The organism is Streptomyces sp. NPDC058663 (assembly GCF_042716745.1).
Classification (GTDB): domain Bacteria; phylum Actinomycetota; class Actinomycetes; order Streptomycetales; family Streptomycetaceae; genus Streptomyces.
In genome coordinates this window covers 1-25,979 of record NZ_JBHXRV010000021.1, presented here as the reverse complement: position 1 = coordinate 25,979, position 25,979 = coordinate 1, and the positions used below count along the sequence as shown (strand labels likewise).

Annotated in this window: 28 protein-coding genes; 15 read left to right on the top strand and 13 right to left on the bottom strand. The window is 69.8% G+C overall.

Translation table 11 applies throughout. From position 1 onward, the window contains the following. Window positions 1-51: 51 nt before the first annotated feature. The 9 genes from ACFWVV_RS17230 to ACFWVV_RS17190 form a co-directional block, all read right to left on the bottom strand. A complete protein-coding gene (locus ACFWVV_RS17230; RefSeq protein ID WP_384350957.1) occupies window positions 52-1,383 on the bottom strand; it encodes a hypothetical protein in 1,332 nt (443 codons plus the stop codon). A gap of 92 nt (window positions 1,384-1,475) precedes the next feature. Further along, the gene (locus tag ACFWVV_RS17225) at window positions 1,476-2,159 is read right to left on the bottom strand and encodes a hypothetical protein (RefSeq protein WP_384350954.1); all 684 of its coding nucleotides are present in this window, start codon (window positions 2,157-2,159) and stop codon (window positions 1,476-1,478) included. 81 nt (window positions 2,160-2,240) lie between these two features. After that, window positions 2,241-2,618: a hypothetical protein gene (locus tag ACFWVV_RS17220; protein ID WP_384350951.1), complete on the bottom strand. Its 378-nt coding sequence runs from the start codon at window positions 2,616-2,618 to the stop codon at window positions 2,241-2,243. A gap of 66 nt (window positions 2,619-2,684) precedes the next feature. Next, window positions 2,685-3,068: a hypothetical protein gene (locus ACFWVV_RS17215; protein WP_384350948.1), complete on the bottom strand. Its 384-nt coding sequence runs from the start codon at window positions 3,066-3,068 to the stop codon at window positions 2,685-2,687. 198 nt (window positions 3,069-3,266) lie between these two features. After that, complete coding sequence (locus ACFWVV_RS17210) at window positions 3,267-3,488, bottom strand: hypothetical protein (RefSeq protein ID WP_384350945.1); 222 nt, start codon at window positions 3,486-3,488, stop codon at window positions 3,267-3,269. Further along, window positions 3,485-4,117, bottom strand: a complete 633-nt coding sequence (locus tag ACFWVV_RS17205; protein WP_384350942.1) for a hypothetical protein — start codon at window positions 4,115-4,117, stop codon at window positions 3,485-3,487. Before ACFWVV_RS17205 ends, ACFWVV_RS17210 begins: the two co-directional genes overlap by 4 nt. Before the next feature lie 9 nt (window positions 4,118-4,126). After that, a complete protein-coding gene (locus tag ACFWVV_RS17200) occupies window positions 4,127-4,567 on the bottom strand; it encodes a hypothetical protein (RefSeq protein WP_384350939.1) in 441 nt (146 codons plus the stop codon). A gap of 58 nt (window positions 4,568-4,625) precedes the next feature. Then, window positions 4,626-4,796: a hypothetical protein gene (locus ACFWVV_RS17195; RefSeq protein ID WP_384350936.1), complete on the bottom strand. Its 171-nt coding sequence runs from the start codon at window positions 4,794-4,796 to the stop codon at window positions 4,626-4,628. A gap of 67 nt (window positions 4,797-4,863) precedes the next feature. Then, the gene (locus tag ACFWVV_RS17190; RefSeq protein WP_384350933.1) at window positions 4,864-5,115 is read right to left on the bottom strand and encodes a hypothetical protein; all 252 of its coding nucleotides are present in this window, start codon (window positions 5,113-5,115) and stop codon (window positions 4,864-4,866) included. Between the two features lie 264 nt (window positions 5,116-5,379). Here ACFWVV_RS17190 and ACFWVV_RS17185 point away from each other — a divergent pair, with 264 nt between their 5' ends. From ACFWVV_RS17185 to ACFWVV_RS17130, 12 genes are all read left to right on the top strand, one after another. After that, a complete protein-coding gene (locus ACFWVV_RS17185; RefSeq protein ID WP_384350931.1) occupies window positions 5,380-5,802 on the top strand; it encodes a hypothetical protein in 423 nt (140 codons plus the stop codon). 179 nt (window positions 5,803-5,981) lie between these two features. After that, window positions 5,982-6,401 (top strand): hypothetical protein, encoded by a 420-nt coding sequence (locus ACFWVV_RS17180; RefSeq protein WP_384350928.1) that lies wholly within the window; start codon window positions 5,982-5,984, stop codon window positions 6,399-6,401. Between the two features lie 171 nt (window positions 6,402-6,572). Continuing rightward, the gene (locus ACFWVV_RS17175; RefSeq protein WP_384350925.1) at window positions 6,573-8,291 is read left to right on the top strand and encodes a hypothetical protein; all 1,719 of its coding nucleotides are present in this window, start codon (window positions 6,573-6,575) and stop codon (window positions 8,289-8,291) included. Between the two features lie 149 nt (window positions 8,292-8,440). Next, window positions 8,441-8,860, top strand: a complete 420-nt coding sequence (locus ACFWVV_RS17170) for a hypothetical protein (protein WP_384350923.1) — start codon at window positions 8,441-8,443, stop codon at window positions 8,858-8,860. A 74-nt stretch (window positions 8,861-8,934) separates the two neighbouring features. Beyond that, window positions 8,935-9,417, top strand: a complete 483-nt coding sequence (locus tag ACFWVV_RS17165) for a hypothetical protein (protein WP_384350921.1) — start codon at window positions 8,935-8,937, stop codon at window positions 9,415-9,417. Window positions 9,418-9,482: 65 nt separating this feature from the next. Next, complete coding sequence (locus tag ACFWVV_RS17160) at window positions 9,483-9,938, top strand: hypothetical protein (protein WP_384350918.1); 456 nt, start codon at window positions 9,483-9,485, stop codon at window positions 9,936-9,938. A 92-nt stretch (window positions 9,939-10,030) separates the two neighbouring features. Continuing rightward, complete coding sequence (locus ACFWVV_RS17155) at window positions 10,031-10,711, top strand: hypothetical protein (RefSeq protein ID WP_384350915.1); 681 nt, start codon at window positions 10,031-10,033, stop codon at window positions 10,709-10,711. An 87-nt stretch (window positions 10,712-10,798) separates the two neighbouring features. Then, window positions 10,799-12,352: a hypothetical protein gene (locus tag ACFWVV_RS17150; protein ID WP_384350912.1), complete on the top strand. Its 1,554-nt coding sequence runs from the start codon at window positions 10,799-10,801 to the stop codon at window positions 12,350-12,352. Window positions 12,353-12,453: 101 nt separating this feature from the next. Further along, window positions 12,454-12,858: a hypothetical protein gene (locus tag ACFWVV_RS17145; protein ID WP_384350909.1), complete on the top strand. Its 405-nt coding sequence runs from the start codon at window positions 12,454-12,456 to the stop codon at window positions 12,856-12,858. Between the two features lie 82 nt (window positions 12,859-12,940). After that, a complete protein-coding gene (locus ACFWVV_RS17140; protein WP_384350906.1) occupies window positions 12,941-13,981 on the top strand; it encodes a phosphoadenosine phosphosulfate reductase family protein in 1,041 nt (346 codons plus the stop codon). A gap of 103 nt (window positions 13,982-14,084) precedes the next feature. After that, window positions 14,085-14,387, top strand: coding sequence for a hypothetical protein (locus ACFWVV_RS17135; protein WP_384350903.1), 303 nt, complete (start codon window positions 14,085-14,087; stop codon window positions 14,385-14,387). A gap of 483 nt (window positions 14,388-14,870) precedes the next feature. Beyond that, on the top strand, window positions 14,871-15,353 hold the full coding sequence (locus ACFWVV_RS17130) for a hypothetical protein (RefSeq protein WP_384350900.1): 483 nt from the start codon (window positions 14,871-14,873) through the stop codon (window positions 15,351-15,353). 101 nt (window positions 15,354-15,454) lie between these two features. Here the strand turns inward: ACFWVV_RS17130 and ACFWVV_RS17125 are convergent, their stop codons facing one another. The 4 genes from ACFWVV_RS17125 to ACFWVV_RS17110 all read right to left on the bottom strand — a co-directional run bounded on the left by ACFWVV_RS17125 (window position 15,455) and on the right by ACFWVV_RS17110 (window position 19,237). Continuing rightward, on the bottom strand, window positions 15,455-17,032 hold the full coding sequence (locus ACFWVV_RS17125; protein WP_384350897.1) for an amidase family protein: 1,578 nt from the start codon (window positions 17,030-17,032) through the stop codon (window positions 15,455-15,457). Continuing rightward, the gene (locus ACFWVV_RS17120; RefSeq protein WP_384350894.1) at window positions 17,029-18,171 is read right to left on the bottom strand and encodes an MAB_1171c family putative transporter; all 1,143 of its coding nucleotides are present in this window, start codon (window positions 18,169-18,171) and stop codon (window positions 17,029-17,031) included. Before ACFWVV_RS17120 ends, ACFWVV_RS17125 begins: the two co-directional genes overlap by 4 nt. Window positions 18,172-18,243: 72 nt before the next feature. After that, entirely contained in the window at window positions 18,244-18,684 is a 441-nt protein-coding gene (locus ACFWVV_RS17115) for a hypothetical protein (protein ID WP_384350892.1), read from the bottom strand. A gap of 127 nt (window positions 18,685-18,811) precedes the next feature. Then, window positions 18,812-19,237: a hypothetical protein gene (locus tag ACFWVV_RS17110; protein WP_384350889.1), complete on the bottom strand. Its 426-nt coding sequence runs from the start codon at window positions 19,235-19,237 to the stop codon at window positions 18,812-18,814. Window positions 19,238-19,706: 469 nt separating this feature from the next. Here ACFWVV_RS17110 and ACFWVV_RS17105 point away from each other — a divergent pair, with 469 nt between their 5' ends. From ACFWVV_RS17105 to ACFWVV_RS17095, 3 genes are all read left to right on the top strand, one after another. After that, a complete protein-coding gene (locus ACFWVV_RS17105; protein ID WP_384350887.1) occupies window positions 19,707-20,111 on the top strand; it encodes a hypothetical protein in 405 nt (134 codons plus the stop codon). A gap of 1,065 nt (window positions 20,112-21,176) precedes the next feature. Next, window positions 21,177-25,145, top strand: coding sequence for an amino acid adenylation domain-containing protein (locus ACFWVV_RS17100; RefSeq protein ID WP_384350884.1), 3,969 nt, complete (start codon window positions 21,177-21,179; stop codon window positions 25,143-25,145). An 80-nt stretch (window positions 25,146-25,225) separates the two neighbouring features. After that, window positions 25,226-25,549, top strand: coding sequence for a nuclear transport factor 2 family protein (locus tag ACFWVV_RS17095; RefSeq protein WP_384350881.1), 324 nt, complete (start codon window positions 25,226-25,228; stop codon window positions 25,547-25,549). The last annotated feature ends 430 nt before the right edge of the window (window positions 25,550-25,979 follow it).

Here is a 25,979-nt window from a genome sequence, read left to right as displayed (position 1 = left end):
TCGCGCCGCCCCAGTGCCGGCCCGGGGCGGCGCGGCCCCGGGAACCGGCGGTCACTGGGCGTCGGCGAGCCACTTCCGGATCTCTTCGGGGTCTTCGCCGTAGCACTCGCTCGCCACGTCGTCGAAGCTGGCTTCGGGGGTGTCCAGGAGGGTGAGCACGGCGTTCACGGCAAGGCAGTCGATGTCATCGGCCATTCGTCCCCGGGTGTGCTCGGCGGCGTCGTCGACGGCCCTGTTCACGGCGGCCGATACCTCGTCGCGGGTGAACGTCCGGCCGTCCTCAACGAGGAACGGCGAGGCTTCCCCCTCCTCGTCGCTCTCCTGGTAGGCGGCGTGCTGGCAGGCCACGTCGGCCCAGACAGCGGACGGAGCGGTGAGGTAGGCCAGGGTCGCGACGCGCGGCCACGTGAACTCGTCGTCCGAGACGTCGAGTTCAGCCTCGTCGGCAGCCAGCTCGAAGCCCTCGGAGACGGCAGTCAGGACCTGGTCACGGGTGAACGTAGCTGTGCTCATGGTGCGCGGTTCCTTCGGTTCGGGTCTGTCCGGCGGTTGCTCTCCGCCGGGAGTGGACGGGCAGGGGACGGCTTGCGTCGCCCCCTGCCCGGATTGGGCTACAGGTCCGCGAAGACAGTGCGGACGCTGGCGAACAAGGCGCAGGAGAGCACCGGGGGCGGTGCAGTCCTGTGTGCACATCGGGCCGGGAAGGTCCTTCATCAGCTCCAAGGCAGCGTCAGCACCCTCCGCCGTCGGCTGCACCACACCGTTCTCCGTCAGGTACGTGACCGACCCGCGCAGCACCCGCCCGGATCGCGCCCCTACCTCCAGACGCCCCCGCGCACCGTGCGGTCCGGGCGCGGCCAGGTCGACGACATCAATGCGCTTGCCCGTCGTCCACGTGGCGTGCAGTCCCTTGGCCCGTGCTGCATCGAGGATGCGGCGCGTGTACCCAAGGACTGCGAACGGCTCTCCGTTCGCGGGGGGCACGTACTTGGTGCGCAGCTCCGCGACGCTGTCACGCCAGGTGAGGACCACGGTGTTGTGCCCCTCCATGAGGGACTTCAGCAGGGCGACGTACAAGTTCCTGTCGCCTCCCGTGGTGCGCAGCGGGATGACGTCGATCACGCGGCAGTCACCCCCCAGGAGGGTGCTCGGGTCCTCCTCGGCGGGCCCGTACCCGATGGCGTACGCAGGGCGGGGCGCGCCCGGGTGGGTCGAGTTGCCGGTCAGGTACGTGCCCAGGTCCTTCACCCACCACAGCGCCGGTACGACGTCCTCCCCGGTCTCCGCTTGGACGTAGTCGGGGCGGAGCGTGTCCACGGGGGCAGACAGGGTGTGGCGGGCGACGGCAAGAACGTCGGGCAATCGAAACATCAGGGTGGTCACGGTGGGGCTCTCTTATGGTCGCGTGAGGCCGGTTGCTCTCCGGCCCGGAGGGAAGCGGGGCGCACCCGACGGTGCGCCCCGGGGAGGGAAGGTCAGCCGTCGGTGGAGCCCTGGAAGGCGGGGCACTCGTAGCCCCAGCAGTCGCAGACCCTGGTGTCGCCCCAGGTCTGGCCCTTGCCGCACTCGCACACGGCCCACTCGCGGGCAAGGAAGCGGATGGCCGGGCTGCCGCACCTGGTGCACTTCACGTGCAGCTCGGCGGCACGCACCCGGTTGCAGGGGCGGGCGTTGTCGACCCTGACCACGCCTTCGAGCCGCTTCCACTTCGCGAGGATGGCGAGCACCGCTCGAAACCAACGCTCGGTGTCGGTGTCGGCTGCTGCTGTGTCGTTGTGGAGCCGGGCGAGTTCAGCGCGCAGGGCTGTCTCCTCGGTGGCGTGCCGCTCGCTCACGGGAAGGAGACGGGGGAGCTTCGGCAGGGGGGCGCCGGTGCCCGGCGCGGTGATGTAGTCGATCACCGTGACCGGGAGACGGCTGTCGGGGTGCAGGGTGATCAGCTCGCGGGCGTCGGACAGGCAACGCCACATCTCAAGGGCGGGGGCGTTCGAGGTGCCGTCGTAGGCGTCACACGCGGCGGCAGCGGCATCGAAGTGCGCAGCGATGAACTGGAGCGCACGCATGGTCTCCGGGGCGGCGAAGCGGTCGCGGGCGACGTTGGCGGCGGTGCGGGCGCGCGTGGATATGGCGGTCTGCATCGGGGGCGGGGTGGTGGTCATGGGGCTTTCCGTTCGGGTCTGGGCCGGTTGCTCTCCGGCCGGTGTGAGATCGCACAGGGGCGGAGAGCCCCGTGGGGTGGTTCAGGCGCGGCAGTCAGCCGTGGAAAAGGCGTCGCATCCGGGCTGGCAGGCGGAGACGGGAACCCCGTTGATCAGATGGCGGACGTTGTTGGTGCCCTTGGCCCCGTAGGGCCGTCCGTCGTTGCCCCTGATCAGTTCGGTGCGGAGCACCTTGCCGCTCTTCCGGCCGACGGTGATGGAGCCGAACGTGCCGTGCGGTCCTTCGGCGTTGAGGATGATGCGGCGGGCGTTGCCGTACGGCGGCGCCCAGGTGGGGCGCAGCCCCTTGGCCTCCGCGAGACGGATGATGCCCACGGTGTAGGGGGTGAGGCCGGTGAGGTCGATGGACTTCTCTGCCGCACCGGGGATGGGCTCAGGGGAGGGCGGGACGTTGCTCATGAGGGCGTGACTCCAGGGGTGTGGGGCCGGGGCGCGAAGGATGCGCCCCGGCGGGGGGTTGTGTCGTCAGGCGGCGGCGAGCGCGGCGCGGATGACCTTGTACTCCGGCTTGCGCGGCTTGTAGTTCGCGGCGATCTGCGCGACCTGCTCGGCGGTGTAGCGGTACACGGTGACGACGCGGCGGGCGCGGCCGTTGAGGGTGCGGCGGATGCGGGAGGCGCGGCCCCGGATGCCCGCCTTGCGGGCCTGAGTGCGCAGGGCGTCCGCCGCGCCCTTCACCACGTCGAGCGGTGCGCCGGTCGCGATGATGTGGGTGACCAGTGAGCGGGGGCCGGTGCGGACGCGGCGGGCGGCGGTGGCGGCGGCGCGACGTGTGCGAGCGGCTTCCCGGTTGGCGCGGGTCCGGTTGCGGAGGCGGACGGCGGCACGGCGGGAGTTGGCGGAAGCCATGGGATTCACCTTCGGTTCGGGTCTTGTCGGTGGTTGCTCTCCACCAACACTTCAAATAGTACAGCGCGCGTCGCCGTGGGTCCAGTTGGAAACCGGAGGAAGATCGAAAACCCCAACGGCAAGGCCCGGAAGCTAGGTGGGCCCCGGCTTCGCCCGGACTGATCACTCAAGAGCGACGCACGCTGTACTAGATGAGACCTAGAACAAGGCGTCAGGCTGGGGCGGCTCGGCCTGCACCCGACGGCGCACGGCAACCGGGCGGGAGGGCGGCTCCTCACCGAACAGCGCCGTCGTGCCGCACGCGTCCGGGACGGCCGGCACGGGGACCGCAGCCCTCGCAACGGCGACTTCAACAAGGGCGAGCGGCGCGGACTCGTCGAAGTCGCCGCGCCACATCCGCGACCAGTCCTGTTCGGTCACTGGCCCGCTCCCTCGGTGTAAAGGTCGAACGTGACGGTGTCCCCGCTTGCACCGGTGACCTCCAGCTCGGGGGGCCAGGCGTCTGTGCCGTACGTCTTGAGCTGTTCGTACGCGAGGAGCGCGGCTTCCTTCGGACTGGCCGCCTCGAAGCCTGCCCGCCACACCACGCTGTACGTCGTGAGCACCGGCGTCCTCTCGTCGGCGGCCTTAGCCGACGCCACGGTGGCGGCGGGGATCACGGCCACCGGGCGGTGCCGCAGGGTAAGCGCGCACGGCTCGTCGCCCTCGGACGGCGCCAGGCACACGTACCGCAACGCGAGGTCCGCAATGCGCCTGTGGTCGTCGGCAATCCACGCGTTCAGGGCGTCGCACTCCTCGCATCTCTCACACGGGCACTCCCGGGTGGAGACGGGGGCGGCGACGTACGGGTCAGGGACGTGCTCCACCGTGCGGACGCCGAACTCGGCGGGGAACTCGGCAACCACCAAGTCTCCGGCCCTCACCTCATGGGCGCGGACCGCAACGACCGCGCCCAGCGTGAGCCCGAACGGGAGCTGTACGAAGTCCTCGTCGTCGATCGGCCGATCGGTGAGGCCAAGGGACATGTCATCGAGCGCCAGGGAGTACATGGGGGCCTCTCAGGGGGTGGTCAGGGAGATGGGCGCGTGGGTCGGCGCCCATGCGGCGGGGATGATCGCCATGAGTTCGTCGGCGTTCACCAGCTCGCACACCGGGTCGAGTGCGCGGCGCTGCCACACGGTGAGCGCGATCGGCTGGGTGAGGCGGCCGTACGGATCGGTGCGGTAGAAGCACAGTTCGCACGGGCACGTCCGGTCCATGGGGCGCGGTGCGGCCCGGTAGGGGATGCAGCCGTACGGGAGGTACGACACCTGGGCCAGACGATTCCCGTCGACGCCGAACACGTCCCCCAGGACAACGTCCCCACGCTGCACCTGGTCGCCGCGCACGATGCGCACCGTGGCCGGATCGAAGTCGTACGGGTGGGCATCGTCGGGGCGCGCTTCCAGCAGCACCGGGCGAATGGTCGGGTCGAGATCGAAGAACACGGGACGGGGCATGGGGCAGTCCTTTCAAGGCGGGACCGGGGACGCGGTTTGTCGCCCCCGGCCCGGGGTCTCAGATGCCGTAGTACGCGAGCTCGCAGTCGAAGCAGGGGCGCGCCCTCGGGCCCCGGCAGTCGCAGCGGTAGTCGACGGGGACAAGACGGTTCGTGTCCTCGTCGAACACGGCGTCACGGATGTAGCCGTGGTCGTCGCACTGGGCGCAGCAGACCGGGCAGTTGGGCATAGGACGTCCTTCTCTGGCGGGGGAGCCGGGGGCGCGTCGGGGCGGTGCGCCCCCGGCGGAGGGGCGGTTAGTAGCGGGCGAGCTGCGTGTTCGGACCGCAAACGCGGTTGCCCATGCGGGTGCAGTCCCACCCGGACTCGTCCTCGTCGATCCGGCCGTCACCGTTGTCGTCCCCGGAGAGGGGGACGACCGTGACCTCCTGCCGCTCGTGCGGACGGTCGGCGGTAGTCAGCGGTCCGGCGGCCACGAGGACGGCGGTGGCCGCGAATCCGGCGGCGAAAGCAGCGAGGAAGGAACGGGTGCGGCGAGACGTGGACATGGGAGTCACCTTTCGATTCGGGTCTCTGGCCCGGTTGCTCTCCGGGCCGGTGGTGCGATTCGAACGCTACACACACTCGACAGATAAGTACAGCGTGAGTCGAGATCCCTTCGTTGTTTCCATGTTCTCCCTACGTAGGTAGGCGGCTGGGGGTCTCACTTTGCATTCGGTGACGCGTGCTGTACTGTTCGAGGTGTTGGCGGGGAACTCCCCGTAAACCGCCCGGAGAGCAACCGGGCAAGACCCAAACCGAAAGGGACACCCATGTCCGTCACGCTCGACAAGACCCCCCGCGCCTTCACCGTCCTCATATCCGACGAAGGCACCGTCACGGCCGTCCTCCCGACGCCCGCCACCAACACCCACTCCGAACTCGACGCATACGCCTACGGCAACTGCCTCGAAGTCCACGACGTAGAGGCCATCGACCGCTACGCCGCCCACATGACCGCCGTCGCCAGCAGGCAGCGCGAAAGGGCCATCGCGGACTGCGCGGAGAAGCTGGATTCCACTGAGGACATCGCACGCACCATCTACCGCGACTGCCGCATCTGGGCCCGCTCACTGACCCCCAACGGCCGTGCCCACTGGCACAGCTTCGACTTCGAATCCTGCGGCTACCTCCCCATCAAGCGCTTCGCCCTCGAAGAGGTCATGAGGGAAAACGGCGAACTCCTCCAGCCCTGACCGGTAGGTACCGCCCGCCCTGCACGGCGGGCGGTACGGCCCCCGGGCCACACCAGTCACACCAGCCCCAACAACGCGAAGTAACGCACAAGAGCGTCGTCTTACGCGTGCGCGCGCGTAGAGACCGCTCAAAACGCTCAAAAGTTCGTCTGCCTCACCCTCTGGAAGGTCCCGTTCTCATGACTGCTCCCACCTCCGCGCCCGACCTGACCACGGCACAGATCGCCCTCACGCTCGACTCCTGGGACCGGCCGATGGTGCTGCTCCCCGACGACATGGCCGCCCGCCTGTCCCTCTCCGCGAAGAAGGGGGTGAAGGACTACGGCTACTGCCACTTCGAATCGGTGCGCTTCGACGCCGACACGTTCGAGACCCGCGCGATTCGGACGATCATCGAAGCGGTTGTTGCTGCACACCCCGACGAAGCGGGCCTCACCCAGTACCACCGTTGGGGAACCGCCTACTTCTACGGGACGGTCGTCGGCGTCTCCGGCTGGAACGAGAGCACGCGTTCGTGGGCCGACTACCAGGCGACCAAGCACCTCCACGTGCACGGCCTGCACCTCAACCACGACGGGCGCAGCCACTTCGGCTCCTGAGCCCCGAACGCAACGGTCGGGTCCTGCCACACGAGCCCCCGTCGCCGGGTCGGTTTCCCAGTCTTCCCGCGCGCGGCCATCGGCCCTCCATAGGCTCCCGGTCCGCGCGCGGGATCTTCCCATCCCCTTCGGCCAGGTCCCGGACCAGGCCCGTTCCTCCGAGAGGCTCCCGTGAACCCATCTGACAGCACCCTCACCCACCGCTCCGTGTTCGCCATACCCGATGCGGAAGCACTGCTGGACACCGTCCGCTTGGTCTCCGGGGCGTGGCTGAAGGCGAAGTTCCCGCGCACACCCGTAGAGCTCGGCACCGGGCAGCACGCGCTCGACGAGTCGGCGCATCTCCTGTCGCAGGCCGCGTACGACAATGCCGGCACCGAGTACGCCGCCCGCCTTCAGCTCCGCGAGGACAGGCCGGAAGCAACCTGGCGCACCACCGTCACGGCCGTCCGCTCCACCACAGGAACCGGCACGGTGTGTGTCGACCTGGAATGCTTCCCCCACCCCGGGCACGTCCTACGCCCCAGCAAGCCCCGCCTTGTTCGCGACCTGGTGGGCGAACTGGAGCCGCGCGACGGCATGTCACGCCTGAGCGTCAACGCACTGCGCGTCACCCGGGAAGGCGTGAACCGCCTCGTCGACGTTCTGTGCGACCCCGAGCGGCAAATGCCCGCCGTCGTCGCGGCCCGGCCGCTCCAGGCCGATCCGCTGTGGTCGAAGCGCGTCTCCACCACCATGCAGCAGCTCGCAGGGGACGCGTCCGCGTACCTGCTGTGGGACCTAGTCACCGTCGACGCCTTCCGAGAGGCAATCGGCCACCGCCACCGCATCAGCCCGGGAGCCGTACGCACCTTCATGCCCCAGGTCGACCCCGCTTGGGCGCCGGACGCAGCACGGCACCGGGTACTCGGCCCCGCACGGTGGACCGACCCGTCGGACAGCGCATGGCACGGAGTCGGCCGCCGCGTACACATCCTCGCCCTGGAGCGCCCGTTGCCCGCCTCGCTCACCGCCGTGACATTCCCGGACCGGGTGGCCGAGCAGCACCGGCAGGAGCGCAGGGACTCCATGGACAAGGCGCGACTGCTGACGGCGCTGCCCCCGCAAACGGACCAGCCGGACGAGGGCTTGCGCACCGAAGTGGCGTTGCTGAACGGGCTGCTGGAGCAGGCAGACAAGGAACTCTCCGAACTCGGGCGGACCGTCGACCTCGCGGAGCGGGCGCACACCTCCGTACAGGAACAGCTCCGGGCGGTCCTCACCGAGCGGGACGGTGAGGTCGAGGACCACCTGACGACGCTGGACGCGTTGCAGCAGGCACGGGCCGAAGCTGACCGGCTCCGGCTTCTGCTGCTCCGGCAGGGGCGTTCCGAGGAAGTGGCCGAGGCCGCCGAGGGCCTGCCGGGCATCCCGTCGTCGTTCGAGGAACTGTGGGAGCGGCTGGGGGAACTGGAACACCTGACGGTGACGGCCGACCGGCGAGTTGCGTTCGGGCTCGACGAGCACTCGATGGCGCGTACGTGGGCGGCCAAGGGGTGGACGGCGTTGGCGTCGCTCGATTCGTATGCGGCGGCGGCAAAGGGCGGCTTCAACGGCGGCTTCTACCAGTTCTGCATGACGCCGCCGTTGGGTGCGAAGCCGTACCCCATCAAGCAGGTCGCCATGACGGAGAGCGGGCCGACCATGGAGAAGTACGGGCACGAGCGGCTGTTCCCGGTCCCCGGAGGCGGGCGCGCGGAGATGCAGGCACACCTGAAGCTCGCCGGAGGCGGCCGGATCGCACCGCGGGCGTACTTCCTGGACGACGTGAAGAACACGCGGGGCGAGAGTGCCGGCCGTCTGGTCGTGGGCTACGTCGGGCCGCACTTGACCAACATGCTGACCAACTAGGTCCGCCGGACGGTACAGGGAGCGGCGCCGGAGGAGGACCGGGTGTTGTTTTTCAAGGGGCCACTACCAGCAAGGCGACGCGTGCTGTACTATTTGAAGTGTTGGCGGAGAGCAACCGCCGACACGACCCGAACTGAAAGGGAACCGCCATGTCCTTGGCCTTCACCCTGCCCAGCGTGAACGACCTGACCGAACTATGCGGACCGCTGCGCACCGTCCTCGCCGACTCCGGCCCCGTCGACATCCCCGCCGAGCACAACGAGGTGTACTCCTTCGAAATCCTGGGCGGCAAGACGCTGCGCGAGTCCGTCATCAAGGGCGACGCCGGTCCGGTCCTGATCATCCGTCTCGTCGAATACAGCGACCCTGTCACCCACACCACGCGGTACGGCGTCGAGAAGTGGAGCGTCGTCGGGTACCGCACCGTCGACCACGGCGTGCGCCTGGTCTCCGACACCGAGTACGACCGGCAGGTCCGCGCCGAGTTCGCCGCGCCCTCCCTGCCCGTCGGCCGAATGCGGTTCACCGGCGGCATGGCCACCTTCTACGACACCACCGACGTCTTCTGACCATCCCTCTGCAACGGGGCGCAGGACGAGCACCGACCTGCGCCCCATCCCTCCCGCACAGAAGGACCACCACCATGGCCACCGCCCGCAAGACGCCGACCCCCGCTCACCGCCGCGCACTGCTCGCTGCACTCGCCGACGACAAGGGCCGCGTCCCCGCACACACCAACACCCGAGTCCTGGACGCCATCTCGCTCGCCCGCTGGGTGACCGAGGTGACCAACACCGGCCGCGCCGCCGCCAGCGCCCGCTGGGCCGGGTACGACGGCCCCACGTTCCTGTCCATCAGCAGCCGAGGGCGCAGCGCACTGCTCACCGACGCCGGGAACACCGCCCTCCGCAACGCCGGAACGGACGGACGCCTGCCGGAAGGCACCCCGTGGCCGACCGCGAAGGCCCTGCACCGTGACGGCCTGGCCGAGTTCCGCGACGCCAACGGCACCGTGCACCCCACCGACGGCGACGACGGCGTCCGAGGGCCGCTCTACGCCCCGTACATCACCGAACTCGGCCGCCGCCTGATCACGGGCTTCCCGCAGGCTCAGCGCGCCGCCTAATCCCACCAGGGGGCCGCGCCGACCCTCACCGGTAGCGCGGCCCCCTCACCGACTGGAGACCCACCATGCAGCAGAAGATCCCCACCGACATCAACGCGGTACACGCCCTGACCCGCGAGAAGGCTGACGCGTGGGAGGCGGACGCCGCCGAGTGCCGCGCCGCATTCGGCGTCAATCTCCACCAGTCCATAGGCTGGACGGTCGACCACATGGACAAGCGCGATGACGAGGCGGAAGTCCTGGTCCCGGCGTGGCAGGCGTTGGATGCCGAGATGACGGCCAGCCACGGATGGAACCGCCCCGATGCCTGGCGCTTCCCCGTCCTCACCGACGAGGAGTACGCCGCCTCGCTCGCGAAGTGGCCGGAGCTCGCGGTGTTCAGCGAGGAGCAGATCCGGGACCTGTACCGCCACGTCGGCATCCGGTACATCCGCAACCTGGCGCAGGACGTCCAGAGACGCGCCCTCGCCGTCCTCAACGGCTCCGGCACGGATGCCGAGTCGGAGCCCAACAACCAGTGAAACGACGGGCCGGGGCGCCCCCAGTGCGGCGCCCCGGCCGCTACCTCCGGCGGAGAGCGACCGCCGACAGACCCGAAACAGGAGCACCCATCATGTTCACGCTGCCCGCCTCCGTGCCCACGATCATGGCCGCCCTCGACATGCACGGAATTCCGGCCTTCTACGACCCTGCCGACGAGCTGCTGATTGCCCACCCGGCCGCCGTCTCCCGGGACAAGGCGATGGAGAGCGAGCACATCACCATCGACCTGTACGGGTTCGACGGGGCCGACTCCAAGCCGTCCGGGGGCCTCACCGCCAAGGGGTGGTCGGTGAACGCGGAACAGCACTTCGTAGAGGAAGCCACCGTGTTCGAGGCCCTTGCCGGGGACCCCATCGCCTACCTCGCTCCTTGGGGAGCGCTGGCCATCTCCCAGTGGCTCGCCCCGGCGCGACGCACCGCCGGTGACGTGCTCCGCACGGCGCTCGCGCAGTGGAACATCACCGCGCACACCGACGGGCTCGGCATGTCCTATGCCGTACCCATGGACCCCGCCACCCCGGCTGAGGACGTCCGCAACCACCTGCACCTGTCCGTGGGCGACCGCAACCCGTCGGTGGAGCACGTCCCGGCCGTGCACACCGGCTGGACGGTGTGGGCGCACGACGAGAACGGAGAGCCGGTCGGCGACCCGGTGTTCATCAGCGGCAACGGCGGTCTGGTGGACTGCGTCGCCGACTCCGCTGCTGCGGCCGAAGCCATAGCCAACTACTGCACCCGCCCCGCCCACTGACCGGCCTACCGGGGTGCGGGACCGCTGCCGCACCCCGGCCTTCCCCGGCGGAGAGCAACCGCCGGAAGACCCGAATGGAAAGCCCCCATGCATGCCCTCATCCAGACCACTCTGTTCACCCTGCCCGAACCGCCTGCACAGACGGCCGCCCCCGTGACGGCCGGCAAGCCGCGCACCGTCCTGTCGTACGGACTCGGTGCGGACAGTACGGCGATCATCCTCAAGTTCCTCGCCGACCCAGTGGCGCACGGACTTGAGCCGGACCTGTCTGACCTGATCGTCGTGCACGCGGTGACCGGCGACGAGTGGCCGGACTCCCTCTCGTACGTCGACCGCCTGGTGCTGCCGCTCCTCGCCGCCAGGAAGGTCCGCACGGTCCAGATCGCGCGGGGCGGACGACGGGACGCCGACGGCGTGGTCATCTTGGACGACACCCGCGCACCGAAGCACGTCCGGCCGGTAGGGCCGTGGCGGCTGTCGAGCGAGCTGCGCGCCGCCGGAACCGTCCCCCAGATGGCTTCCGGACGCCGAACGTGCTCCATCCGCTTCAAGGGCTGGTGCCTCGACGCCTGGGCAGCGCACGAGTTCGGCACCGACACCTTCAGGCGCGTCATCGGCTACCACGCTGGCGAACAGGGCCGGGCGGACAAGGACTCGGCGATCCAGCAGAAGCACAACCAGGACGCGGGCCGGGCGATCTGCGAGCCGTACTACCCGCTGATCGAAGCGGGCATGAACCGCGCCTCCGTAGAGGCGTACGTCCTGGCACGGCTCGGCGAGAAGATCCGCAAGAGCTACTGCGCACAGTGCCCGTTCAGTGGCGTCTGCGCCTCCAGAGAACGGCACGAGGAACGGCTGCGCGAGCACCCGGAGATCGGCTCCGCGGTCCTGATGATGGAGTACACCTCCCAGGCCCTGAACGAGAAGGTGGCCCTGTACGGAGAGCGGTCCCTGTACCAGCAGCTCGCCGAGGACGTCCCGGCCAACGACGCTGTTCTGTCGCGGTTCGAGCGCGACCTGGACCGCACGCCGTTCGCGCTGTACGAAGTACGGCGCCTGTACCTGCCCGGCCGTACGAAGGACTGCCGGACCTGGCACGGCAAGCGCTGCTCGTCGCCGCAGTGGTGGTGCCGGACGAAGCGCACGGCCAAGTGCCGGCGCGGACACCGGGCCGGTTTCGAACTCCGGTCGGGATGGTTGGACACCGCCCCGTGGTGCGAGGGCCACAACGAGATGTGCCGCGGAGAACAGGCCAAGGGCCAGGCGTGGCGGTCGGTGCGTGTGACGTTCGAGGGCACCCGCCTGGAGACGGAGATGGCGGTGCTCCGGTGGGGGCGCGAGGCGCAGGGCGTACGGGTGCGCTCGGGACGCAACTCCCTCATCAAGCGGGCGCACTACTTGGACGCCGGGGACGGTTACCCGTCGGCGGACGCGTACCTGGTGGCGGCCCCCGCTGGAGTCGAGTCGAAGCAGCGCGGTGGGTTCGAGGAGAAGTGGACCCAGGTGACCGGCCTTGTGGGTACCCGGTTGCCCGCCCGCGCCCTCCCGGTGGCGCAGCGACAGCGACGACTGAACGGGTACGTCCCTGTCCACCACATGCACAAGGAACAGTGCGCGTCGGGAGTAGGGCTGACGGCCTGACTTCATGGGGTAGGTGGACTACGCATGACGCGTGCTGTATTATTTGGGGTGTTGGTGGAGAGCAACCGCCGACACGACCCGAACCGAAAGGCCCGCGCGCCATGACTGCGCCCTATCTCTCTGTGTTCCTCCCCGACGTGAAGCGCAACAGGGACTCCGTTGCCGCGGCCTGGCCGCGCATGCTCGAACTCGGCTACACGACCCGCAGCACGCCGGTCGAAGAGCCCGAAGGCTGCACCCGCACCCGGTGCGCCGGAGTCCACGAGGGCTACCCCGGGAGCGAACACCGCTGGGCCCTGCACTGCCTGCTGGACGGCGTCGACATCGAGGTCTTCTACAGCCACATGCGCGAACGCAAGGGCGCCAACCCCGCCCCGCCGCGCCGCCACAAGGGCTGCGCGTTCTCCGGCCCGCACAAGGCCAAGGCCCGCGCCGCCCGGTACATCGAACTCGGCCTCACCATCCCCGCCTGGGACATCGACGCGCACGCCGTACTCGCGTCCTGAGTCCTTCGCCGGGGCGCGACGCAGCCCGCCGCGCCCCGGGCCCGTTCCGAACACCCCACCCCCGCACCCCGCCGAGGACCCAGTGAGCGCCCAACTCGCGCTATTCGCCGACGCTCCCGCCCCGAAGAGGGCCCGCGTCCGTCGCGTCCATTCGTCCGTCCCCGAGGCGCCGACCACAACCGTCCCGAGCGCACTGCTGCGCGCCGCTGACTGGATTCTCCTGAACTCCAGTGGCGGGAAGGATTCCCAAGCCATGGCCTCTCACGTGTGCGCCCTGGCCGCGAAGCTCGGCCTCCTGCACCGCGTCGTCATAGTTCATGCGGACCTCGGGGACATCGAGTGGGCCAACACGCGCAAGCTGGCCGAGGACCAGGCCCGCCGACTGGGCGTGCGGTTCGAAGCAGTCAAGGCCGAGGGCGGCGACCTCCTGGCGCGCACCGTCGCACGGTTCTTCAAGCTGAAGGCGAAGGCAGAGAAGGAAGCGAGTGAGCAGGGACTCGACCCGGCCACCGTGAAGGTTGCTCCCGCGTGGCCTTCGAGCTCAGCCAGATGGTGCACTTCGGATTTGAAGCGAGGCCCGATCCGCAAGCTGATGACCCGGCTCGTCAACGAACTCAGCGATCTGGGCCGACCTGTGCGCATCTTGAACTGCCTTGGTCAGAGGGCCGCCGAGTCCGCTCCGCGCGCCAAACTTGCCGCTGTCGAAATCGACCGCCCGGCAAGCAACGGCAAGAGACACGTCACGACCTGGAGGCCGGTACACGGCTGGTCGGACGCCGAGGTCTGGAAGGAGATCGCGCGCTCCGGCCTGCCCTACCACGAAGCGTACGACTGGGGCATGAGCCGCCTGAGCTGCAGCTTCTGCGTCCTCGGGTGCGAGGCGGACGTTGTCCTCGCCGCACGGCTGCGCCCGAACAAGGCCGCCGAATACGTCGCCGTGGAGACCAAGGTCGGCACCGACTTCAAACACGGCCTCTCGATGCGGCAGATCGTCGACCGCGCGAAGGCGCTGGACGACTCCGAGGGCGAACTGCAACGCCCGCCGCGCGGCACGGCACTTGCCAAGTACGTGGGCAAGAAGTCCGCCCGCGACTACCTCACCCGCCTCGACCTTACGGCCTGATCCACTCCGTGGCGGCCTAGCAGCTCCCTGCTGGGGCGCGACGTTGACCGTCCCGCCCCAGCACCCTCCCCCCCCCCTGCACACCATGAACACGAGGAATCCCATGAACATCGCACAGCCCACCGTCATCAAGGACAGCAGCGAACTCGTCCCGGGCGACATCGTGCTGACCTATGGAATGCGCGTCCGCCTCGACGAGGGCACCTCCCGGGAAAGCAACGGCGAACTCACCTACTCCTGGAGCGGGACCGTCCTGAACCTCGACGAGGTACGCGATGCGGACGTCGTCCCCATGTCCTACCTGCGGACCTGGAAGTGGGCAGGCGGCTGGGTGATCGACCGCGAGGACGCGCGGGTCATCCAGGGCAACAGGTTCGCGAACTGGCTCGTCGAAAACCCGGCCTGACCCCACCCAACACCGGAGGGGCGCGGCCAGGCCATACCGGGCCCCTCCGCCGCGCTTCCCGCAGAACGGAACTCCTGTGACCTCCGCCCTCCTTGCTGCACGTGCCCGTCTCGCCCGATCGCCCCGCTGGCTGGACCGCTGCCCGCGTACACCCGCCGGGCCCCGCGCCACGAGCTCCACCGTTCACTCCGCCCGCGCCCGTCTTCTTCGGGCCCAGATCCCCGAGCTCCGCCGCCAACAGCCTTCCCTGCGGATGTCCGTGATCCGTGGCGAGTGGCGACACCGGGTTCAGAACGCCGCGATTGCACGCGGAGGGATGATCACCGCGACCGCGTGGCGCTCCGGAGCCTACGGCCGACCGGTAGCCAAGCCCCGCGAAAAATGCCGGGCCCTACACCCGCGTTGGGAACGCCGCAGCACTCGTGTCTGCTGGGCGGCTCACACGTACGACGGTCACGCCGAGGGACTGAAGGGACTGGCACAGTGAGGGCCGATGAGATCCGCCTGAGCTACACCGACCCGATGACCGGGCAGGCCCCGCGCAGCACGCGGTGCCGCGAGACGCAGTACGCCGACCTCGACGGCGTCGTGCTCGTCATACACAGCGACCAGTCACGGAACCCGTTGTGGTCAGCGGCTCCGTACTTGGATCACCTGCACGGCAGCGCTTATGCAACCTGGGCGCAGTACCTGAGCGCCGAGACCGGCGGTGGGCTCGTCTTCGCGCACATCCGGCGACGGGACCTGCTTGTGCAGATCGCACAGGCGGTCGGGACCGAGGAGTGGGCCAGGGGCCGGGACGTCTGGATGAGCCTCCCCCGCAAGCGCTGGTGGTCCGGCAGACGATTCCGGGTCGTACGCCGCGCGCCGCGCCAGTGGTGGGCCGTGCCGACCGATCCCACCCGGGACGCGGAACGCGGGCCTTGGCCGAGCGAGCGGGCGGCGCTCGACGCGGTTGCTCCCTGACACCGGTAGAACGGTGAGAGGGCCCCGGTTCGTCCGGGGCCCTCTCACCGTACGGGCACGCCCCGCCTCACCCCCGTGGGGGCCGGGCACGCCCGGGTTCATCAGGCCGTCAGGGCGGGGGCCTTCGGCGGGGTGGGCAGCGCGTTCGCAAGGAGCTTGGCGACGGCGATGACGGTGCGGTCGGAGAGGTATGGGCCGATGATCTGGACGGCGAGCGGGAGACCTTCACTGGTCTGCCCGGCCGGCATCACCACGGCAGGCAGGCCGACCGGCGAGGCGAGGTTCAGCCAGCTCGTCTGCTCGTAGAAGGAACGCTTCTGGCCGTCCACCGTGATGTACCGCTCCTGGGCGGGCACGGACGTCTGGTCGAGGACGGCGGCGGTCGGCGTGGCCGGAGTGATCAGCACGTCGTGTGAGGTGAAGTAGTCGGCCCATTTCCCGCGGAGCTTGTGCCGGTCCTCGTCGGCCCGTGCCCAGTCGCGGTGGCGCATCGTGCGGGACTTCAGGAAGTGAGCGGACGGCGAGCCCTCAGCAGCGGCGTCGGCCGCCTTCACCTCGCTGGCGAACGCCTCATCGGTGGCCGTGGCCGAGGAGGTGGCGTACATCAAGCGCTCGAACAAGGTGTTGCTCGCAGCGAAGTCCACGGGGCGCGCCTCTTCGTCGACGCTTGCCCTGGACAGGCGAAGCGCATCGGCGACCTGGCTCATGAGGTGACGTGTCGGGGCGTCTACGCGGCAGAACGCATCGTCGGCCCACAGGCCCACCCGATACTGCGCGAGTCGGGTCTTCTTCGGTGCGGGCAGGTCGATCTTCCAGGCACCTGCGTCGGCCGGGGCTGGTGCGGCAAGGACGTCCAGGAGGAGGTCGAGGTCGTCGGCGTCCCGAGCGATCGGGCCGAGGGTGAGCATGTCGCTGGAGGTGAGCCAGCCGGGGGGCCGGGGGATGTGCCCGCGAGTGGAGACGATCGGGGCGGCGCCGCGCGACGTGCGCAGGGCGAACACGCCGCAGTACGCGGCGGGCAGGCGCAGCGATCCGGCGAGGTCCGAGCCGACTTCCAGGGAGCTGAGGCCGGTGGCTACGGCGACGGACGGGCCGCCGGAGGAACCGCCGGCGGTGTGGTCGGGCGAGTGAGGGCTGTTCGTCTTCCCGAAGATGGGGTTTGTCGTTTGGAGGTCCTGGCACATCGTCGGCACGTTCGTTTTGCCGATGATGATGGCTCCGGCCTGGCGGAGCAGCGCGACGACATCGGCGTCCGCCGTCGGAATGTGATCGCGCAGGTCGATGCTTCCGCACGTGGTACGCAGGCCCTTGGTCTCCAAGGAGTCCTTGAGGGTGATCGGCAGACCATGCAGGGGGCCGAGGACGCGGCCGGTCTCCGCGCGGTAGGCATCCGCCTTTTCCGCGGCGGTACGGGCCGCGTCGGCGTCGAGGGTCACGACAGCGTTCAAGCCCGGGTTGACCTTGGCGTGGTGCGCGAGGACCTGGTCCAGGAGTGCGCGTGCGCTGATGGTGCCGCGCCGCAAGGCGGCGAGCTGGGCGCGTGCGGTAGACCGGTAGGCGGCGGTGCTGTTCATGGAGTCCTTGGCTTCAACGGCGCTGCTGGCCGCGAGGGCGGTCTTCGGCAGGGATGCGACGGCCGCGGTGGTGGCTGCCGCAGCGAGGAGGGTCCTGCGGTTCACGTACGGGCTCCAAGTGCGGTTTCAATCTCGGACTCCACCGGGGGCGCCGTGAAATAGCGGGCCACGCGGACGAGGTGGCGGAGGTCCTTTTGCGGGGACGGGAAGTTCAGGACCGCGTCAGCGTAGGTAGCCGGATTGTCTACCGGCTCTTGCTGCCGCTGGATGAGAGCGGATCGAATCTGGTCGGCCGTAACGGCAGCCACATGGTGCTGCCGGGCAAGCCACGCCGGTGAGCGCCGGGTCTCGGCGGCGGCACGCGCGGAGGGGGCAAGGTAGGGGCGGAGCCTAATCTGGGCGTCCCGAATCTCGACGACCCGGCGGTACAGGTCGAAGCTCAGGTCCCGGGAGTCCGCGGCGGGCTTCACGAGGACGATGCTCGGTTCCGCGGCGGAAACGGCCTGCCAGAGCGTTTCGAGGCGCCGGTACTGACGGCGCTCACGCCGAGCACGAAGGGGGTCCACCAGGCGGGTGGCCACGATGGGGGTGAGGTATCCGAGCTGGGTCAAGGTCGCACCGATGTCTCCGCAGATCCACGCGAGCGGTTCGACGGGCCGCACACTGAACCCGAACTCGGCACCGAGGATGGCGCACAGCCGGATGCCGCTGTACCCGAGGGTGACGACGGCACCAACGGCGATCAGGCGCAGACCACGCCTGATCCAAGGGTCGGAAATCTCCTTCGCGGACTTCCAGCACACCCGGGCGAGATAGATCTCCGCGGCCGTATACGTGCACATGTAGAGCAACAGGTACGCCTGAAACACGGGGTCGTGTGCGTAGTACAGCGTGAAGTCAGTGGGCCGCTGGGAGACCGGTGTCAGCAAGGTGAACAGGATGGCCATCATCGCGATGACCGTGACTGCGCCTGTCATCAGCCACTGGGCCCGGCGGGCAGCGGCGGCTACCGGTTTCGTCCAAAACGCCAAGACGGTGGCCTGGAGCCCGAGGACGACCATCACGCAGCCCTGCGCCAGGGGGACGGCGATGTTGGGCACGTCGAACACCCCGTCGATGCGCACCCAGATCCACGTCATGGAGATCACGTAGCTCAGGGCCGAGAAGAGGAAGGTGAAGGCGAGCGCGATCAGCGCTGGGTCGAGCTGTTCGTGCTTGCGGCGCGCTGCCCAGAGGTCGCGCATGAGCAGCAGGAAGCCGCTACCCGCGATGACAAGGCACAGCGGGTGAAGTATGTCTTTCAAGGTGTCCGTGCTTCAGTACTCGCGTCGCGTGAGCGTGCGCGTGATGCGGTCCGCCGATGCGCTCTGTGGAGCGGGGCGGCTGTTGATGACGTGGGCCTGGAGGAAGGAAGCGATGGCCTCCGCCTCCCGCTCGTCGGTCTCGGTGTAGTCCGTACGGTTGAGGACGGTGCCAAAGAGATCGGCGTCGATGTCGCCGAGGATGATCCCCTCATCGGAGGCCGGCTCGATCACACGGCCCTTGTGGCGCCGGAGAAGGTGACCGAACTCATGGCCCACGATGAAATCTTGATGAGCGGGACTGGTGTCCGGGTCGTACCCGATGAAGTTCGCCCCGTCGCTCCGGATCACCATGCCGCACGGGGTTGTCCCGTCGGTGGGATCTCCTGGAGCAATCGTGATCGGCTCACCGATCACTTCTTCGATGTGGGCACGCAGCTCCCGGACACTTTCCACACGAGGTAGATCCAAGGAGCGAACGAAGTCACGACACTCATTGACAACCGGGTCCACCGAGGAGGGTTCCTCAGCTCGGATGGTGCGGCGTGAGCGGCGCCTCATGGATCGCTCCTCGTGCTGGTCGTCAGGTGGTCCCGGGGTCGGGGATATCCGGCAGAGTCTCCGAATCCGGAAGTCCTTCGATCCGGCGGAGCTGTTCCATCATGACTGCGGCGGCTTGCAGGCTTTTGTCTGATAGGCCGACCGCTCGCATGGCGATGCTGGACACACGTTGGTCTTGCAGGCGTTTCAGTGTGTTGGCGCTCACCCCCTTCTCGTTGAGCCGGGCCAGCTCGTCCAACTGGGCCATCAGCTTCTCCGGAGCGGCACCTTCCTCCATCCGCTTGGTGAAGCGAACGAGCTGCTTGTGCAACTGCTCGGGTGTTGCGCCGGCAGCCTTGAAGTCGTTGAGACGCATGATCAGGCGGTTCATGATCTGGGCCGTCTTGCGGTTGGACCAGTAGTCCTTGGGGACCCCGAAGAAGTCCGCCAAGGTGTCCATCTGGTGCATGCCCGGATTATCGGACTTTCCGGTGCGTAGCTGCCATACGTGGGAGTCCGAGATGGGTGTCAGCCCTTGTTCCTTCACCATCCTCGCGACGGCGGGATTGGAGAAGGGACCCCTCGGGTCGTACGTACAGAGAAAATCCAGCTGTTCCGCGAAGGTGGCCCCACCAAGGGGCGGTTCCTTTGGCGGGGGTTGATTTCTGCGGGCGTGGGGCATGGCACGCCCTCCCCTCAGACTCAGTCGAGCTTACGTAGTGGACGAAGCGTTCAATGTTCGACGTACGATAGCAACTCAAGTTGCTCGCTCTGTCATCGAGCGCAGCCCACTCGCATGCTGTAGGCGAGTCGACGCTGCCGGTAATCGCGGAGTGCCGAACGAGGGTTCGGTGTGGGCGCTTCTAGCGACGGGACGGACCGACGTGCACACCCCTACTGAGCGGCGCCTGCAAGTACCGCCATCTACCCCGTGGCAGATGCTGACGATGAACCGTGACATCACCTTCACCGTCGGCCCGGAAGTCAAGGCGGCCGACGCCATGACTCGCGCTGTGGCATTCGTGCGGCGCACCCTTCCCATGGTCCTCAAGGGCGCAGCGGACTCCGACGCCATCACCCGGAGCGTTCTGGAGGTCGTCACGGAACTCGTCGACATCACCGCCCGCCACCGGCACAGCGCCGACATCCTGGGACGCGTCGCGTTCGACGGCGCCCACGCCACCATTTCCGTAGGGGAGATGCGAGGGGCGCTGCCGGCCCCTGAGGAGGAGCCCGGCCTCTACCTTGTAGGCCGACTCGTCGACGACCTTGGACAGCACCAAGAGGACGGCGGTGGCTACATAACCTGGGCAGCAGTGCCGGTTTCACCGAGTTGCTGGTGAAGGCCACTAAGCGGCCGGAGAAGTAATTGCCTTCAGCCGGAAAGGAAACGACTTTCCGGTCGGACGCCGCGGCCGGAATCCGCGAGGCCGAGACGAGCTGGCTGCCTGTGGCGCGCTCTCGGGAAAGAACTTCGGTGCCCGGCCGCTGCGGGCGTGAGGGGTCACTCGCCGACTCAGGAGTGCGCTTCCGCGTTCAACTCCGGCTGCACGAGGGCCAATCCCAATATAAAGCAGTCGCGGGCCTGCCTTTGTGACCGGTCTGCCATCCCTGAAAAACCCGGCAGGGTAGAGGTAGATCAGAGTGGGGTGGCCTAGATCACAACCTCTGTCCACATCGTGGACGCTTTGCGGGTGTGGTCTGGAGACCTTCGGAATCAGGTGGACGCGCTGCGCAGCGCTGCGCCCAGGATGAGCGACCGCGGCATGGCATCCTCGGACCTTCCAAGGGAGGTGTTCATGGACAACGAGGCGATCAAGCTCTCTGTCACTGACCACGTGCTCGGACAAGCTCACACGGCGACCATGCCCTATGCCCGCACCCTCTGGGACGATGTCGACGACCATGACCGCGAACAACTCCGGCTCATCGCACGGTACCGATTCGCCCGATGGATTCATGAGGTAACTGGGGTGAGGTTGTCCGAGTCCCATACCGACCGGCTGCCGGTCGCTGTGATTAGGCCCGATCCGCCCCCGCCCCAAGAGGGAGCAGGGGCAGCGGCTTCTGCGGCGCGACGCCAGGCGGACCCGTAAGTAGCCACTTAAGTAGCCACCGAGGTGGCTGTTTTCCACGTTTCCGCAGGTGGCAGCGATGTGGTTACTCTCCCCGGCGTACAGGTCGGCTCATCTCCCGCCCCCGTCCCCGCAAGGGGGCGGGGGGCTGTTTCTTCTCCTGCGCTTCTTCTCCTGCGTTTCTTCTCCTCCGGTGCGTTCTCCGCTCTCCTCCCGCGGCGTGCCGCTCCCATAGGTGTGGCGTAGATCCCCGGGGCAGCGTGGCGTCAACTCCGCGTCGGCGCCGCGCTTTGAGTGCACCGACGCTCCGATGCGCTCACCCAGAGGAGAGTCATGCCCGGGCAGGAACGCGAGACGCGGTTTCCCCTTTCGGCGGCGCAGTCGGGAGTCTGGTTCGCCCAGCAGTTCGACACCAGCGGGTCGATGTACAACATCGCGGAGTACGTGGAGATCACCGGCCCGCTGGACCTCGGCCTCCTCACCGACGCCGTGCGGCGCACGCTCGCCGAGTCCGAGGCGGTACGGGTGCGGACGGGGGAGGACGACGACGGACCCCGGCAGACGCTCACCGAGGGCTGGGCCGACGGCCGGGACGCCCCGGCCCTGCTGGACCTGGCCCGCGAGAGCGACCCGATGGCGGCGGCCCGGGCGTGGATGGACGCCGACCTGGCCGTGCCGGTGGACCTGCACGGCAGCAAGCACCTGTTCACCCAGGCCGTCCTCACCCTGGGGCCCCAGCGGCACCTCCTGTACCAGCGTTTCCACCACCTGCTCCTCGACGGGTTCGGGGGCTGGCTGCTGACCCGGCGCACCGCCGAGATCTACACCGCGCTCCGGCAGGGCACGGACGTTCCCGCCTGCCGGTTCGGCACCCTGGCGGCCCTGCTCGCGGAGGACGCCGACTACCGTGCCTCGGCCGCTCACGCGGAGGACGGGGAGTTCTGGCGGCAGCAGATGTCCGGCCTGGGCGAGATCGCCGGGCTCTCCCGGCACCGGGCCCCGATGGCCCCGGGCGTCCGCCGCGACGGGGTCCTATTGCCCGAGGAGCGCTACGCGCGGCTCTGCCGCACCGCCCAGTCCTTCCGCACGTCCTGGAGCGTGCTGCTGATCGCCGCGCTCGCCGCGTACACGCACCGCGTCACCGGCAGCGAGGACATCGTGCTGGGCATGTCCGTGGCCGGCCGCGGCACCCCGCTCGCGAAGAACACCCCGGGCATGACCGCCAACGTCGTGCCCCTGCGGCTGAGCGTCCGCCCGGACACGACGGTCGCCCAACTGATCGAGCAGGTGAACATCCGGGCCAGGCGCGCCCTGCGGCACATGCGCTACCGGTGCGAGGAACTGCGCCGCGACCTCGGCCTGATCCAGGAGCAGAGCCGGCTCTTCGGACCGCAGATCAACGTCATGCCCTTCGACTACGCGCCCGCGTTCGGCGAGGCCCACGGCATCTCGCACAACACGGCGGTCGGCCCGGTCGACGACTTCATGGTGGCGGTGTCCGTCCGCGGCGGCGGCCTGCGGGTGGAGTGCCACGCCAACCCCAAGACGTACAGCACCGCCGAACTCGCCGTGCACCGCACCGGATACCTCGCCGCGCTCGCGGCGGTCATCGACGCGGACACCGACCCGGAGCGGTGCGTCGGCAGGATCGACACGCTCGGCGCCGACGGGCGGCGGACGGTGGACGCGTGGGCGCGCGCGGGCGGCGACGCGCAACCGCTGCCGTACGCCGACCTGGCGGCGGCCGTCGCCGAGCGGGCCCGCTCGGCACCGCACAGGCCCGCCGTCACCTCCGGGGACCTGACGATCGGATACGGCGAGCTCGACGCACGCGCCGACCGGCTCGCCAGGATCCTGGTCCGGCGCGGTGCCGGCCGCGGAACGTACGTGGCGGTGGCACTGCCCCGCTCGGCCGAGCTGATCGTGGCCCTGCTCGCCGTCCTCAAGTCGGGAGCCGCGTACGTACCGGTCGACCCGGACCTCCCGGCCGGGCGGATCGCCTACATCCTGGCCGACGCGCGGCCCGCGTTGGTCGTCACGACGGCGTCCGCCGCCTCCGGGCTGCCGGCCGAAGGCCCGCCCCTCGTTCTGGTCGACGAAGTCCTGGCCGACGACGTACGGGCGCATGAGGCACCGGACGAGGAACTTGGTGCGGCTGGGGCGCCCGGTGCGGGCGGGGTGCGCGGTGCGGACGAGTCGCTGGGGGCCCTGCCGGCGGACCCCGCCCCGCACCATCCGGCCTATGTGATCTACACGTCCGGCTCCACCGGCCGCCCCAAGGGGGTGGTCGTCACCCACGGGAACGTCACGCACCTGATGGGCGGCGCCCAGCGGCTGTTCCGCTTCGACGGCGACGACGTCTGGACCCTGTACCACTCCTACGCGTTCGACTTCTCCGTGTGGGAGCTGTGGGGCCCGCTGCTGCACGGCGGCCGGCTCGTGGTCGTCCCGTACGAGGTGAGCAGGTCCCCGCAGGACTTCCTGGCCCTGCTCGTCCGGGAGCGGGTGACCGTGCTGAACCAGACGCCCTCGGCGTTCCGGCAGCTGATGCGGGCCGAACGGGACGACCCGGCGACCGGCCGTGCCCTCGCCCTGCGTTACGTGGTGTTCGGCGGTGAGGCACTTGACCTGGCCGGGCTCGGTGAGTGGTACGACGCCCACGCGGACGACGCGCCCGTCCTGGTGAACATGTACGGCATCACCGAGACCACCGTCCACGTCACCCACGCGGCGCTCGACCGACGGCTGGCGGCGAGCGGGGCGGGCAGCGTCATCGGCTCCGGGCTGCCCGGCCTGGAGGTCCATGTGCTCGACAGCGGTCTCAGGCCGGTCCCGCCGGGGGTGGTGGGGGAGATGTACGTGGCAGGCGGCCAGCTCGCCCTCGGCTATCTGAACCGGCCGGCTCTGACCGCGGAGCGCTTCGTCGCCCACCCCTTCGACGCCCGCGGCGGCCGGCTGTACCGCTCCGGGGACCTGGCCCAGTGGACGCCGGACGGCCGGCTCCGCTACCTGGGGCGCAGCGACGACCAGGTCAAACTGCGCGGCTTCCGCATCGAACCGGGCGAGATCGAGACGGTGCTGTGCGAGCACGCGGCGGTGGCCGACGCGCGCGCCGTCGTCCGCCGGGACGCGGTCGGTGACGCGGTACTGGCCGCCTACGTGGTCCCGGCGGCGGGCGCCGCCGACCCGGTGCCCGCACTGCGCCGGTGGCTGCGGGACCGGCTCCCGTCCTACATGGTCCCCACCGCCCTCGTGCTGCTCGACGCGATACCGCTGACCGGCAACGGGAAGCTGGACGTCGCCGCGCTGCCGGCACCGGTGCCGGACGCCCGCCGGGCCGGACCCGGCACCCCGCCGCGCGACGCGCGGGAGTCCGCCCTGGTGGAGGTCTGGCGGGAACTGCTGAGCGTCCCCGACGCCGGCATCGACGACGACTTCTTCGACAGCGGCGGCGACTCCTTCAAGGCGGTCGAACTCGCCCGGCGGGCGGGCGACGGGCGGCTGTCCGTGGTCGATGTCTTCCAGCACCCCACGCCGCGGCTGCTCGCCGCCCGGCTGCGGACGGAGCCCGATGCGGCGGCCGCGAGCTGGCTGCACCGGCTCGGCGCGGACGACGGGCGGCCGGTGCGGCGGATCGTGATCGGCATTCCGTACGGGGGCGGCAGTGCCACCGCCTACCAGGCGCTGGCCACGCAGCTGGACCCCGGCACGGCCCTGTGGGCGGCCGCCCTGCCGGGACACGACCCGGTCAGGCCCGAAGAGCCCCTGGTCGGCTGGGCGCGAGCCCGCGACCAGCTGGTCGGGGAGATCGCCCGGCTGCGGACCGCCCACCCCGGAGTCCCGGTCACCGTCTACGGCCACTGCGTCGGCACCGGCCTGGCCCTGGCGGTCGCCCGCCGCCTGGAGGACCTCGCCGAGCCCGCCGACTCCGTCTGCCTGGGAGCCGCCCTGCCGCGGGCCCAGGAGGGCGGGGCCGACGACGCCGCACTGCACGCCTACCTCAGCGGACTCGGCGGCTTCGAGGGCGCACTCGACGCGGCGGACCTGCGGCGCGTGTTGGCCGTCGTACGCCACGACATGGCGCAGGGAGGCGCGCTGCTGCGCGAGGCGACCGGGTGGGACCGGCTGCGCACCCCGGTCCGGGTGATCATCGGCGGCGCGGACGAGGCCACCGCCGGCTACCGGAGCGGCTACCGCGACTGGGAGCGGTTCGCCCACGAGGTGACCCTGGACGTCGTCCCTGACGGCGGCCACTACTTCGTCAAGACCCGGGCGGAGCACCTGGCTCGCCTCCTCGGCTGACGGCACCCGCCGAGGTGCGGGACACCGGGGCCCGGGGCAGGGTGGTGGTGCTCGGGGCCCTGTCGAGAGAGGACCGGACCATGCCTGTTTCCGTCGATCAGCTGCGCGACCCCGTGGTGAGATCGTTCGTCACCGCGGTCAACGCGGGGGACCGCGCCGCCTTCGACGCCCTGCTCGGTCCCGGGGCCTCCATGTCGGACGACGGGACCGACCGGAACCTCGGGCAGTGGGTCGACAAGGAGATCTTCTCGGACGGCGGGCACATGGACGTCGAGTCCGAGAGCGGCGACGGGCGTGAGCTGGTCGTCAACTACCGCAACAACACGTGGGGTGCGATGCGGACGGCGTGGAAGTTCCTGGTGGAGGACGGAAAGGTGAGCCGCTTCGAAACGGGCCAGGCGTAGGGAACGGGTGAGGTGTGACGGGCGGGGGCGGGGGCGGGTCGAGGTCGTCGGCCCGGCGGGTGCGGCCGTGGGTGGGGGTGCGGTGGGGCGCGGCCGCAACGGCCCGCCCCGCTGCCCTTCCGGTACGGCGGCCTGACGCGGCGCGATGCCACATCTCTGTGCGGCTCGGCGGGGTCTCCAGGCGCCTCCGCCGCGCGAGCGGGCGCGGCCTGCCACACCGTGCCCCTTTAGGGGCGCGGGGCTGTGTCGTTGTGCGGCTCCGCCGCGTGGGCGCGCCCGTTAGGGGCGCGGGGAACTGCGCGGCCAGCCACGTGCGAGCCGCACACCCCCACTCGCCCTGGCCGGGCTGCCACCCCGGGGTCCGGGGCGGAGCCACCCGCGCGGCGGAGCCGCAAGGTGTCACAGTCGGGAAGGGGCGGGGTGGGGTGAA